The following is a 12,048-nucleotide window of genomic DNA, read 5'->3' as shown; positions in this document are numbered from 1 at the left end:
GCCGCGCCGCCTCATGACCACCGGCGTCAACGTCGTCGTGCGCGCGGTCGAGCTGCGGGTCCGGCCGGTCCAGCTGCGCCTGCCGTTCCGCTTCGGCGCCAGCACCCTGACGGCGTGCCCACAGCTGTTCGTGCGGGTCGAGGTGGACGTGCCGGGACACTGCAGCGGGCACGGTGTCGCGGCCGAGATGATGGTGCCGAAGTGGTTCGACAAGCGCGCCGGCCTCAGCGCCGAGCAGAACATCGCCGACCTCGCGCAAGCGACCCGCGACGCCGCAGCGGCGTACACCAACGACACGCCCGCCACCTCGTTCGGGCTGTTCGCGCGCCACTACGACGCGCTGATGGTGCAAGGCGACGCGGCGGGCCGCACGGCGCTGTCGTCCGCGTTCGGCCAGGCGGTGATCGACAAGGCCGTGCTCGACGCGTTGTGCCGTGCGCTCGACGTGTCCTTCTTCGAGGCCGCGCATCGCAACGCGATCGGCCTGGTCGACGTCCCCGTCGCGGCCGACATGACCGGCTGGGACTGGTCCGCCTGGCTGCCCACGCTGCAGCCGCTGCGCCGCATCGAGGCGCGCCACACCGTCGGCCTCCTCGACGAACTCGAGGCCGTCCGCTGCGGTGACGACGGCCTGCCGATCAGCCTGCGCGCCGTGATCGAACGCTACGGTCACCGCAGCTTCAAGATCAAGCTCGGCGGCGAGCCGGCCAGCGATCTGCAGCGACTGCGCGCCGTGCTGGGCGTGCTCGACCAGACCGTCGGCGACTACCGCTACACCGTCGACGGCAACGAACAGTACGCGAGCCTCGATGCCTTGAAGGAACTGCTCGCGGGACTGCGTGGCCTGCCGGCACCGCTGTACATCGAGCAGCCGCTGCCGCGCGAACTCAGCCTGTCGACCGCGCTGCCGGCGGACTCGCCCGTCCCGCTGCTGCTCGACGAGGCCGACGGCACGCTCGCCGCCTTTCCGCAGGGCGGCGCGCTCGGCTGGACCGGCGTGTCGAGCAAGACCTGCAAGGGCCTGTACAAATCGCTGATCAACCGCGCGCGCTGCGACCGCTGGAACCTCGAGGACGGCGGCGGCACGGCGCGCTACTTCATGTCCGCCGAGGACCTGACCTGCCAGGCCGGCCTCGCGGTGCAGCAGGACCTGGCGCTGGTCGCGCTGCTCGGCATCACGCACAGCGAGCGCAACGGGCATCACTACGGCCTCGGCTTCGGCGCCGCGCCTGCTGCCGAGCAGCAGGCCTTCGCGCAAGCTCATCCGGACCTCTACGAATGCCACGACGACGCGGCCCGGCTGCGAATCGACCGCGGCGAACTCGCGATCGACTCGCTGTTCCGCCCCGGCTTCGCCCACGGCGCGACGCCCGACTGGGCCGCGACCGAACCTCTCTGACCACAGGAACCACCACCATGGCCATCCAACGACTCGGACTCATCATGCACGGCGTCACCGGCCGCATGGGGACGAACCAGCACCTGATTCGCTCCATCGTCGCGATCCGCCAGGAGGGCGGCGTGCTCCTCTCGAACGGCGACCGCGTGATGCCGGACCCGATCCTGATCGGCCGCAACGCCGAGAAGATCGAGGCGCTCGCCAGAGCGCATGGCATCGAACGCTGGGGCACCAACCTCGACGAGGCGCTGGCCAACCCGGACGACACCGTCTTCTTCGACGCCGGCACCACGCAGATGCGCCCCACCCTGCTGGCCAACGCGATCCGCGCCGGCAAGCACGTCTACTGCGAGAAGCCGATCGCCACCAACCTGAACGAAGCGGTCGAGATCGCTCGGCTCGCGCAGGCATCGGGCCTCAAGCACGGCGCGGTGCAGGACAAGCTGTTCCTGCCCGGACTGCGCAAGCTCGACATGCTGCGGCGTGCCGGCTTCTTCGGCCGCATGCTGAGCGTGCGGCTCGAGTTCGGCTACTGGGTGTTCGAGGGCGACCTGCAACCGATCCAGCGGCCGAGCTGGAACTACCGCAAGGAAGACGGCGGCGGCATGATCCTCGACATGATGTGCCACTGGCGCTACGTGCTGGACAACCTGTTCGGCGAGGTGCAGTCGGTCTCGTGCCTGGGCGCCACGCACATCCAGACCCGCTGGGACGAGGCCGGCCGACCTTACGACGCCACCGCCGACGACGCCGCGTACGCGACCGTGCAGCTGAAGGGCCACAACGGCGAGCCGGTCGTCGCGCAGATCAACATGAGCTGGGTCACGCGGGTGCGGCGCGACGACCTGGTGACCTTCCATGTCGACGGCACGCACGGCTCGGCGGTCGCGGGCCTGTCGTCGTGTCGTGCGCAGTCGCGGGTCACGACGCCCCGGCCGGTCTGGAACCCCGACGTCAAGCAGACGATGAACTTCTTCGACCAGTGGCAGGAGGTGCCCGACTCGATGGTCTACGACAACGGCTTCAAGATCCAGTGGGAGCACTTCATCCGCCACGTCGTCGAGAACGAGCCGTACAAGTGGACGCTGCCCGAGGGCGCGAAGGGCGTGCAGCTGGTCGAGGCCGCGCTGCAGAGCTGGAAGGAACGGCGCTGGATCGACGTGCCGGCGCTGCAGGTCTGACGGGGCGCGCGATGAGCCTGACCCTGAACCTGCCGACCGCCGATGGTCGCCTGCAACGCCACACGCTGCGCGACGCCGCGCCGATCGCGACCGCGCCGCCGGGCACGCGTTTCAACCGGATCGCCTACTCGGCCGCGCATGTCGTCGCCGACCCGCGCGCCGCGATCGACCCGTGGCTGCAATGCGCCGTCGACTGGGACGCCACGATCGCGTACCGGCGCCGCCTGTGGTCGCTCGGCCTCGGCGTGGCCGAGGCGATGGACACGGCGCAGCGCGGCATGGGGCTCGACTGGCCGACCTCGCTCGAGCTGATCCGCCGCTCGCTCGACGCAGCGCGCGACGTGCCCGGCGCGCTGATCGCCTCCGGCTGCGGCACCGACCACCTCGATCCGGTGGCGGTGACCACCGTCGACGACGTGATCCGCGCCTACGAAGAACAGATGGAGGCGATCGAGAAGCTCGGCGGCACGCTGATCGTGATGGCCAGCCGAGCGCTCGCCAAGGTCGCGACCGGCCCGGCCGACTACGAGCGCGTCTACGACCGCGTGCTGCGGCAGGCGAAGCAGCCGGTGATCCTGCACTGGCTCGGCGACATGTTCGATCCGGCGCTGAAGGGCTACTGGGGTCACGCCAACGCGGACGCGGCGATGAACACCGCGCTGGCGGTGATCGACGCCCACGCCGCGAAGGTCGACGGCATCAAGATCTCGCTGCTCGACAAGGACAAGGAGATCGCGATGCGCCGCCGCCTGCCGGCCGGCGTGCGGATGTACACCGGCGACGACTTCAACTACGCAGAGCTGATCGCCGGCGACGGCGCCGGCACGCTGCCGACGCACGGCCGGAGCGACGCGCTGCTGGGCATCTTCGACGCGATCGCGCCGGCCGCGAACGCGGCGCTGGCCGCACTCGCCGCAGGCGACACCGCGCGCTTCCACGCGATCCTGGCGCCGACCGTGCCGCTCTCGCGCCACATCTTTGCGGCGCCGACCCGCTTCTACAAGACCGGCGTCGTGTTCATGGCCTGGCTGAACGGGCACCAGAGCCACTTCACGATGGTCGGCGGGCAGCAGAGCACGCGCTCGCTTGTGCATTTGGCCGAGTTGTTCCGCCTGGCCGACGCGGCCGGGCTGGTCGAGCAACCCGAACTGGCGGTCAGGCGCATGACCCACCTGATGGCGCTGCACGGCGTCGACGCCTGAACGGACGACGACACCGCATGCGCGATTTCTCCACCGACCACCGCTGGCTCTCGATCAACACCGCGACCGTGCGCGCGCAATGGCCGCTCGACCGCATCGTCGACGAGTGCGCGCGCCGCGGCATCCGCGCGATCTCGCCGTGGCGGGATCAGGTCGCGGCCGCCGGCCTCGACAGGATCGCGAACGCGGTGCGCGAGCACGGCCTCGAACTCTCGGGCTACTGCCGTGGCGGCATGTTCCCGGCGGCCGATGCCGCGGGGTTGCAGGCAGCGCTCGACGACAACCGCCGCGCGGTGGACGAGGCGAAGACGCTGGACGCCGCGTGCCTGGTGCTGGTCGTCGGCGCCCTGCCCGGCGCGCTGGCGGGTCGCGCCGTGCACAAGGACCTGACGCGTTCGCGCGCGCAGGTTCACGACGGCATCGCCGCGACGCTCGAATACGCCCGCAGCGTCGGCATGCCGCTCGCGATCGAGCCGCTGCACCCGATGTACGCGGCGGACCGTGCCTGCGTCAACACGCTGGAGCACGCACTCGATCTGTGCGATGCGCTCGATCCGGATCGTTCGGGCGTGCTCGGCGTGGCGGTCGATGTCTACCACGTCTGGTGGGACCCGAAGCTGCAGGCGCAGATCGAGCGCGCCGGCCGCGAACGGCTGCTCGCGTTCCACGTCTGCGACTGGCTGCTGCCGACCCGCGACCTGCTGAACGACCGCGGGATGATGGGCGACGGCGTGATCGACATCCCGCGCATCCGCGGCTGGGTCGAGGCGGCCGGGTTCGCGGGCTACAGCGAGGTCGAGATCTTCTCGGCCGAGGACTGGTGGACGCGCGACGGCGGCGAGGTGCTGGACACCTGCATCGCGCGCCACCGCAGCGCGGTCTGAGCTTACGCGGCAGCCGCCGACTGCGGCGCGGAGCGCGGCAGCCGGCGCGCGCCGCGCACGTTGAACGCGTTGACGATCAGCACGCCCTGCACGATCGCGATGCCCAGCCAGACCAGGCTCGGGTGGTGCAGGTCCATCAGCGTGCCGAACGCCAGCGGCGCGATGGCCTGGCCGATGTCCAGCCCGGAGTAGACGACGCCATAGACCCGGCCGGTCGCGTTCGGCGGCGAGGCACGCTTGACGATCAGGTCGCGCGACGGCCCGGCGATGCCGGCGCCGAAGCCCATCAGGCCGAACAGCACCGGCACCGCGGCGGCCGGGATGTCGGCGAAGCCGATCACGATCGCGATCGTCGCCGCCGTGCCGAAGCCGGCGCCGATGATCCGCTCGCAGCGCGCCGGGTCGGCCGCGAGAAACCCGCCGGCGACCATGCCGCCCGCGCTGCAGACCATGTAGATCGTCAGGCACATCGCGGCCCAGTCGACCGGCACCGCGTGCAGCAGCCGCGCGGCCTCGGGGGCGAACAGCTGCACGCCACTCAGCGCCGCGGCATAGAAGAAGAAGAAGCCGAAGCACATCCACACCGCCGGCAGCTTCATGAACGCGAAGCTGTGCTCGGCCGGCCCGGTGGCGCTGGTCTTGGGGGCCGGGGCCAGGTCGAGCGCCAGCTGCGCCCGGTTCAGCCACAGCACCGCCAGCACGACGAACGCGAGCGCCCCCGCGCAGAACAGCGCGACCCGCCAGCCGTAAGCCAGCGTCAGCGGCACCAGCATCGCCGGGGCGAGCGCCCAGCCGAGGCTGCCGGTGATCCCGTGCACGCTGAATGCATGGCCGAGGCGCGAGGGATGCACCTTGCGGTTCAGCAGCGTGTAGTCGACCGGGTGGAACACGCCGTTGCCGACGCCGGCGACGATTGCGAACAGCGCCAGGGTCCAGTAGCTGTGGCTGGCCGCGAAGCCCCACGCCGCCAGGCCCAGCAGCGTCAGGCCCGCGAACAGCACCGGTCGCGGCCCGAACCGATCGACGACGAAACCCGCCGCGGCCTGCACGATGCACGAGACGACGAAGAAAATGGTCATCAACAGCCCGAGTTCGGCGTAGCTGACCGCGAACGCGTCCTTCAGCCACGGGAACAGCGGCGCCAGCAGGAGCTGGCTGAAATGGCTGATCAGGTGAGCCATGCCGACGAGGCCGATCAGTTGGGCGTCCTGGCGGGCCGGGCGCAGCGGCGGAGTGGGGGCGGCAAGAGAACTCATGCACCGATCTTAAGCAGTGACAGGGCGGCGGGTTTACGATAGCTCGTCAAGTTCTGTCGAGATCCCGCCAATGGCCGCTACCCGCATCCCGCCGCCCGTCGGACCGCTGACGCCGCACCTGTACATGCCCGACGCGGCCCGTCCGGTGCGCGCCAAGCGCCAGCGCCTGAACACCGACACCCGCGTGGTGCCGCACAGCCATCCGTGGGCCCAGCTCGCGGTCTCGGCCACGGGCGTGGTGCGTCTCACCGTCGCGCACGGCACCTACATCGTGCCGCCGTCGCGCGCACTGTGGATCCCGCCGGGCGTCGAGCATGCGGTGTCGGTGGTCGAGGACGCCGACCTGCTGACGCTGTACCTGCACCAGCCGCGCGGGCGGTGCGGGCCGCGGGTCGCCCGGGCGGAGGAAGCGGCGTGGCGTCAATGCCGGGTGCTCGAAGTCTCCGACCTGCTGCGTGCGCTGGTGCTCGAACTGGACGCGACGCCCGACGGCGGCATCGCCGCGCCGGAGGCCGATGCGTTGCGGCGCGAGGCCCGCCTCAGCGCGCTGGTGCTGGACGAATTGCGCCGCGCCCGCCCGGTGCCGCTGGGCGTCGACCTGCCGACCGACAAGCGCCTGCGCTCGCTGTGCGAAGCGGTGCTGGACGATCCGGCCCGCCACGCCACACTCGACGACTGGGCGCGCGCCTGCGGCGCCAGTTCGCGCACGGTCGCGCGGCTGTTCCGCAGCGAACTGGGCACCTCGTTCCTCCAATGGCGCCAGCAGGTGCTGCTGGCCCGTGCCGTGACGCTGGCAGTGCGCAGGTGGCCGATGGCGCGCATCGCGACCGAACTGGGCTACGCCAGCCCGAGCGCGTTCAGCGCCATGGTGCGGCGCTCGGTCGGCGCCCCGCCGAGCCGGTTCCTGGCGTGCTGAGCCGGGCCTGTCACGCCTTGCTACATCCTGCGCGCGGCATCCGACGCCTGTGGGGATTGGCGCCCTGCGGGCCCGCCCCTAGACTTCGCTGATGCGTGGGCTCGGGACCGCCCGATGCACCGACCGCAACCCTGGGAGATCCCTTGCTCACCTCACTGTTCGGCGACCTGGGCGCGGCGCGCGACCCCCTCGGCAAGACGATCGAGCCCGCACCCGGTTTCGCGGCCACGTCGATCATGGAATCGGTCGCGACCGAGGTCAACGCGCGTGGCCAGATCGTCGACCGCCATTCGCACGACCTGGTCGTCACCGGCTCCCCGGCCCAGGCCATCCGCGAGCATTTTGCCGACACCCGCGCCGACCTGGACACCGCCACCTCGCTGATCACGCTGCTCGACCCGACCGGCGTGTGGGCTGCGGCGGTGATCAAGGCGCTGTCCGACGCCGGCGGACGGCCGATCGAGCGGCTGCACCTGCGCGAACCGACGACGCTGCGCACCCTCGCCACCATCGAGCGCACCACGCTCGTGCGGCGCCACGACGATACGCTGCGCATCTACCATGCCGATGTCCGCGCGCCCGGCAGCGAGAACGCCGAGATCCCGATCGCGCTGATGGAGCGCAGCCAGATGACCACCGTGATCATCGGCCCGCTGCAGCCCCACGCGATCGACGCACTGCTGGCCGCGCTTCACAACGCCGCGTTGCTGCCGACCTGGCGCTGCCCCCACCTGCTGTTCATGCTGCCGCCCGCCGCGGTCTGGATCGCCAACAAGATCGACGCGATCGCCTGGCCGACCCGGCTGCACGTGCACGTGCTGAGCGAAACCCTGACCGGCCCGTCATCGGTCTGGAACGCGATGCTCGGCGTCTGGAACCAGGTCCGCGCGCAGACCGGCTGGGAAGCGCCTTCTGGCGGCGCCGGCGCTGCGCTTCACGCCGGTCGACTGGTGACCGCGCCGGCGGCCGAGGTGCCAGGCGTGGCGCGGCCGTCGACGCCGGTGACACCGGTGACATCGGTGACACCAGTATCACTCGATGCGAACCGCGCGCGGCACGCGCTCGCCGGCATGCTCGCACTCGACGGGCTGCTCGGCTGCGCCGCGGTGGACGCCGGCAGCGGCCTGGTGCTGGCGCGCGAATCCCGCGACAAGCCGCCGCTCGACCTCGACCTCGCCGCGGCGTGCGCGGCGCAGGTCCTGCGCGCGCATCGGCAGGCGGCGCGAAGCATGGGCCTGGTCGAGCCGGTCGACGAGGTCATCACCAGCGCCGGTGCGCGCCAGCAAGTGATTCGCGGCCTTGCGCATCACCCCGAGCTGTTCCTGCTCGCGCTGTTCAACAAGCGCCATACCAACCTGGCGCTCGCGCGCTTCCAGATGATGGAAGTCGAGCGCCAGCTCGACTGAGCCGGCGCTTGCGAAGCCTGCGCGCTCAGCGCGCGGCCTCGACCCCCTTGTTCGCCAACGCGTCGGCGCGCTCGTTGCCCGGGTCGCCCGAGTGGCCCTTGACCCAGCGCCACTCGACATGGTGCAGGTTGCGCAGCGCGTCCAGGCGCTGCCAGAGCTCGGCATTCTTCACCGGCTTCTTGTCGGCCGTCTTCCAGCCGCGCAGCTTCCAGCCGTGGATCCACTCGGTGATGCCCTTGCGCACGTACTCGCTGTCGGTGTGCACGGTGACATCGCAGGTGCGCTTGAGCGAATTGAGCGCCTCGATCACGGCCGTCAGCTCCATGCGGTTGTTGGTCGTCAGCATCTCGCCGCCGAACAACTCCTTCTGATGCTCGCCGGTGCGCAGCCAGGCGCCCCAGCCGCCGCGGCCCGGGTTGCCCTTGCAGGCGCCGTCGGTGTAGATCACGACATGCGGGCGCTGGATGGCGGCGGCGGCGGGGAGAGTCTCTGTGCTGATGGTCATGGCGGAGGATCGTTCGAATTCTGATGATGATGGGTCGCGACCACCGGAGCCGGCGCGGAGTTGGGCACGGCACGCTGCGCGCGCACCATGCCCACCAGCCGCATGCCGCGCACGCGCTTGACCGCGACGACGAAATAGACCGCGCCGAACACCGGCCACCAGCGCTCGCCGACCCGCTCCATCCAGGACGAGCGCTCCAGCCACTTCAGCGACGCGACCGGCAGGCGGTAGCAGCCGAAGCGACCGTCCTCGACCTCGAAGCTCAGCAGCCGCAGCCAGTCGCGCAGGCGCCGGTAGCGCAGGAATTCCCCGGCGCTCGGCAGGAACAGGCCGCGCGCACTGCGTGGCCACAGCTGGCGGCGCCAGCGACCAAGGTGCTGACGCAGCCCCCACAGGCTGGTCGGGTTGAACCCGACGATCACGACACGGCCCTCGGGAACAAGCACGCGCTCGACCTCGCGCAATGCCAGATGCGGGTCGCGGGCGAGTTCGAGCGCGTGCGGCAGCACCACCAGATCGAGGCTGTTGCTGTCGAAGGGCAAGGCATCGAAATCGCAATGGAGCGCGACGGCAGCGCGCACCGGCACGGTCGCTTCGCCTTGTAAAGTTTCCGCGGTCGCGCCGTCATGCGCTTGCGGTGGTGCGCCGGCTTCGGCATGCTCCGTGGCGGTCCATCGATGCGGCATGCGATTGGCCCGCAGGGCCTCCAGTTCGGGCAGGCCGAGCTGCAGGGCATGGAAGCCGAACAGGTCGGCCACCGCGACGTCCAGATGGGCTTGTTCCCAATGCAGAACGTAAGCGCCTGCCGGGGTCTTGAGCCAATCGGTCAAACCTATAATCGCGCGTTCCGCCATGAACCTGATTGCCCTGCCCGCCTTCACCGACAACTACATCTGGATGCTCGACGATGGCCAGCGCGCCATCGTGGTCGATCCGGGTGAGTCTGCACCAGTGATCGACGCCCTCGAGTCACGGCAGCTGGCCCTGGCGGCGATTCTAGTGACCCACCACCATGGCGATCATGTCGACGGCGTCAATGCATTGCGCTCGCGCCTGCAGGGGCCGGTGTTCGGGCCGAAGCGCGAACGCATTCCCGAGCCGTATCGGCCGCTGGTCGATGGCGACCGCATCGAAACGCTGGGCCTGCAGTTCGAGGTGGTCGACGTGCCGGGCCACACCAGCGGCCACATCGCCTACTACCTGCCGGACGGCGGCGGCAACGACGGCGCGCCGGTCCTGTTCTGCGGCGACACGCTGTTCTCGGCCGGTTGCGGGCGCCTGTTCGAAGGCACGCCGGCCCAGATGCATCGCTCGCTGTCGCGGCTCGCCGCGCTGCCGGGCGACACGCGCGTCTGCTGCGCGCACGAGTACACGCTGTCGAACCTGAAGTTCGCGCATGCGGTCGAGCCGGCCAACGCCGACATCGCCGCGCACACCGATTGGTGTCTTGCCGAACGCGCGCAAGGCCGGCCCACCCTGCCGTCCTCGATCGCACGCGAGACCCGCATCAACCCCTTCCTGCGCTGCAACGACCCCACCGTCGCCCGCAGCGCCATCGCCCATGGCGGCGAATCCGACGAACCTGTCGCGGTCCTGGCCGCGCTTCGACAATGGAAGAACGATTTCCGATGACGCACCCCATCACGCACGGCCCGTCGGCCCCCTCCCTGTACCGCCGGTTCGCGCTGCTGATGCTGCCCCTACTGCTCGCCGCCTGCGCCACGCCCGGCGGTTCCCCGACCGACAAACCCGCGCCGCCCCCCGTCGCGGCACAACCCGAGACTCCCGCCGTCGCCGCGGCCGCGCCCGCCGCGTCGGCGGCCAGCGCGCCGGCGCCGGTCGAGACCGCGGCCGCCGCGCCGGTGCCGGTCGACCCGCTGCGGCCGGAAGTCCGCCTCGACATGGACGACCGCGCCGCACAGACCGACCTGTGGGAGCGCGTGCGCCGCGGCTTCACGATGCCGGACCTCGACACCGACCTGGTGCGCAACCGCGAGCAGTGGTACGCGACCCGGCCCGACTACGTGCAGCGCATGACCGAGCGCGGCGGCCGCTACATGTTCTACATCGTCGAGGAGCTCGACAAGCGCGGCATGCCGACCGAGCTCGCGCTGCTGCCGTTCATCGAGAGCGCGTACAACCCGCAGGCGATGTCGACCGCGCGGGCCTCGGGCATGTGGCAGTTCATCCCCGGCACCGGAAAGGACTACGCGCTCAAGCAGAACATCTTCCGCGACGACCGCCGCGACGTACTGCAGTCGACCCGCGCCGCGCTCGACTACATGCAGAAGCTCTACGCGATGTTCGGCGACTGGCACCTCGCGCTGGCCGCCTACAACTGGGGCGAAGGCAGCGTGCAGCGTGCGATCGCGAAGAACCAGAAGCTCGGCCTGCCCACCGACTACCTGTCGCTGAAGATGCCGAACGAGACCCAGTACTACGTGCCCAAGCTGCAGGCGGTGAAGAACATCATCGCGCGCCCGTCGGACTTCAACCTGACGCTGCCGCCGCTGAAGAACCACCCGTACTTCCTGAGCGTGCCGATCGAGCGCGACATGGACGTGGCCGTCGCGGTCAAGCTGGCCGGCATGCCGCTCGAGGAATTCCAGTTCCTCAATCCGCAGATGAACAAGCCGGTGATCCTGGCGGCCGGCACGCCGCAGGTGCTGCTGCCCTACGACAACGCCAACCAGTTCGTGCGCCGGTTGCCGCAGCACCGCGGTCCGCTGGCCAGCTGGACGGCCTGGGTCGCACCGAAGACGCTGCGGCCGGCCGAGGCCGCCAAGCAGGTCGGCATGAGCGAGGCGCAGCTGCGCGAGATCAACCGCATTCCGCCGCGCATGCTGGTCAAGGCCGGCTCGACGCTGCTGGTGCCGCGCGGCGAGCAGCGCCAGGCCGACGTGTCGAGCGCGATCGCCGACAACGCGATGATGGCGCTCGCCCCCGACGTGCCGCCGCTGCGCAAGATGTCGCTGAAGGCCGGCCGCCGCGACAGCGTCGCCAGCGTCGCGAAGCGCTACCGGGTCAGCCCGACGCAGGTCGCGCAGTGGAACAGCGTCGGCGCCGGCGCGAGCTTCAAGCCCGGCCAGACCATCGTCGTGTTCGTGGCCGCCAAGAGCGGCAAACCGGCCCACGCGAACCCGACGCGCACCGCGTCGAACGGCAAGGCGACCCGTACGGCGGCCCACGGCAAGTCGACTCGCACCGCGGCGACGACGCGCAAGCCATCCGGCCCCCCGTCGACCCGCGTCGCCGAGGCGCGGCGCAAAGGCGCATCGCGTACCGCCGGCGGCAACTGA

The 12,048-nt window shown here is 70.7% G+C and carries 11 protein-coding genes; 8 read left to right on the top strand and 3 right to left on the bottom strand.

The features are described 5' to 3' along the window. The first annotated feature begins 13 nt into the window (after positions 1-13). From ACWH49_RS21575 to ACWH49_RS21560, 4 genes are read left to right on the top strand one after another with little or no spacing between them, the layout of a single operon-like run. Positions 14-1,399, top strand: coding sequence for an enolase C-terminal domain-like protein (locus ACWH49_RS21575; protein ID WP_448173322.1), 1,386 nt, complete (start codon positions 14-16; stop codon positions 1,397-1,399). 17 nt (positions 1,400-1,416) lie between these two features. Continuing rightward, positions 1,417-2,580 (top strand): Gfo/Idh/MocA family protein, encoded by a 1,164-nt coding sequence (locus tag ACWH49_RS21570; RefSeq protein ID WP_448173321.1) that lies wholly within the window; start codon positions 1,417-1,419, stop codon positions 2,578-2,580. Positions 2,581-2,591: 11 nt separating this feature from the next. Continuing rightward, positions 2,592-3,782 carry a dihydrodipicolinate synthase family protein gene (locus tag ACWH49_RS21565; RefSeq protein WP_448173320.1) on the top strand — a complete coding sequence of 397 codons (1,191 nt, stop codon included), beginning with the start codon at positions 2,592-2,594 and terminating at the stop codon, positions 3,780-3,782. Positions 3,783-3,799: 17 nt separating this feature from the next. Beyond that, positions 3,800-4,666 (top strand): sugar phosphate isomerase/epimerase family protein, encoded by an 867-nt coding sequence (locus ACWH49_RS21560; RefSeq protein ID WP_448173319.1) that lies wholly within the window; start codon positions 3,800-3,802, stop codon positions 4,664-4,666. Positions 4,667-4,668: 2 nt separating this feature from the next. On the opposite strand, the gene ACWH49_RS21555 is transcribed toward ACWH49_RS21560, so the two are convergent. Then, positions 4,669-5,922 carry an MFS transporter gene (locus ACWH49_RS21555; RefSeq protein WP_448173318.1) on the bottom strand — a complete coding sequence of 418 codons (1,254 nt, stop codon included), beginning with the start codon at positions 5,920-5,922 and terminating at the stop codon, positions 4,669-4,671. 70 nt (positions 5,923-5,992) lie between these two features. On the opposite strand from ACWH49_RS21555, the gene ACWH49_RS21550 reads away from it, so the two are divergent. Together ACWH49_RS21550 and ACWH49_RS21545 are read left to right on the top strand one after the other, a co-directional pair. Next, positions 5,993-6,838 (top strand): AraC family transcriptional regulator, encoded by an 846-nt coding sequence (locus ACWH49_RS21550; RefSeq protein WP_448173317.1) that lies wholly within the window; start codon positions 5,993-5,995, stop codon positions 6,836-6,838. 143 nt (positions 6,839-6,981) lie between these two features. Further along, positions 6,982-8,244 (top strand): hypothetical protein, encoded by a 1,263-nt coding sequence (locus tag ACWH49_RS21545; protein ID WP_448173316.1) that lies wholly within the window; start codon positions 6,982-6,984, stop codon positions 8,242-8,244. 25 nt (positions 8,245-8,269) lie between these two features. Here ACWH49_RS21545 and rnhA read toward each other — a convergent pair whose 3' ends face one another. Together rnhA and ACWH49_RS21535 are read right to left on the bottom strand one after the other, a co-directional pair. Next, positions 8,270-8,749, bottom strand: a complete 480-nt coding sequence (rnhA, locus tag ACWH49_RS21540) for a ribonuclease HI (protein WP_448173315.1) — start codon at positions 8,747-8,749, stop codon at positions 8,270-8,272. Next, a complete protein-coding gene (locus tag ACWH49_RS21535) occupies positions 8,746-9,603 on the bottom strand; it encodes a class I SAM-dependent methyltransferase (RefSeq protein ID WP_448173314.1) in 858 nt (285 codons plus the stop codon). Before ACWH49_RS21535 ends, rnhA begins: the two co-directional genes overlap by 4 nt. On the opposite strand from ACWH49_RS21535, the gene gloB reads away from it, so the two are divergent. Then, positions 9,602-10,381: a hydroxyacylglutathione hydrolase gene (gene gloB, locus ACWH49_RS21530; protein WP_448173313.1), complete on the top strand. Its 780-nt coding sequence runs from the start codon at positions 9,602-9,604 to the stop codon at positions 10,379-10,381. The genes ACWH49_RS21535 and gloB overlap by 2 nt on opposite strands. Then, positions 10,378-12,048, top strand: a complete 1,671-nt coding sequence (locus ACWH49_RS21525; RefSeq protein WP_056468842.1) for a transglycosylase SLT domain-containing protein — start codon at positions 10,378-10,380, stop codon at positions 12,046-12,048. Before gloB ends, ACWH49_RS21525 begins: the two co-directional genes overlap by 4 nt.

It is taken from the genome of Rhizobacter fulvus (genome assembly GCF_964020785.1).
This window is presented reverse-complemented; position numbering and strand designations above follow the sequence as displayed.

What these genes read in the sequence shown, in the direction of transcription:
- ACWH49_RS21575 (WP_448173322.1), top strand. Translation starts at nt 14, where the DNA reads ATGACCACCGGCGTCAACGTCGTCGTGCGCGCGGTCGAGCTGCGGGTC.
- ACWH49_RS21570 (WP_448173321.1), top strand. Translation starts at nt 1,417, where the DNA reads ATGGCCATCCAACGACTCGGACTCATCATGCACGGCGTCACCGGCCGC.
- ACWH49_RS21565 (WP_448173320.1), top strand. Translation starts at nt 2,592, where the DNA reads ATGAGCCTGACCCTGAACCTGCCGACCGCCGATGGTCGCCTGCAACGC.
- ACWH49_RS21560 (WP_448173319.1), top strand. Translation starts at nt 3,800, where the DNA reads ATGCGCGATTTCTCCACCGACCACCGCTGGCTCTCGATCAACACCGCG.
- ACWH49_RS21555 (WP_448173318.1), bottom strand. Translation starts at nt 5,922, where the DNA reads ATGAGTTCTCTTGCCGCCCCCACTCCGCCGCTGCGCCCGGCCCGCCAG.
- ACWH49_RS21550 (WP_448173317.1), top strand. Translation starts at nt 5,993, where the DNA reads ATGGCCGCTACCCGCATCCCGCCGCCCGTCGGACCGCTGACGCCGCAC.
- rnhA (WP_448173315.1), bottom strand. Translation starts at nt 8,749, where the DNA reads ATGACCATCAGCACAGAGACTCTCCCCGCCGCCGCCGCCATCCAGCGC.
- gloB (WP_448173313.1), top strand. Translation starts at nt 9,602, where the DNA reads ATGAACCTGATTGCCCTGCCCGCCTTCACCGACAACTACATCTGGATG.
- ACWH49_RS21535 (WP_448173314.1), bottom strand. Translation starts at nt 9,603, where the DNA reads ATGGCGGAACGCGCGATTATAGGTTTGACCGATTGGCTCAAGACCCCG.
- ACWH49_RS21525 (WP_056468842.1), top strand. Translation starts at nt 10,378, where the DNA reads ATGACGCACCCCATCACGCACGGCCCGTCGGCCCCCTCCCTGTACCGC.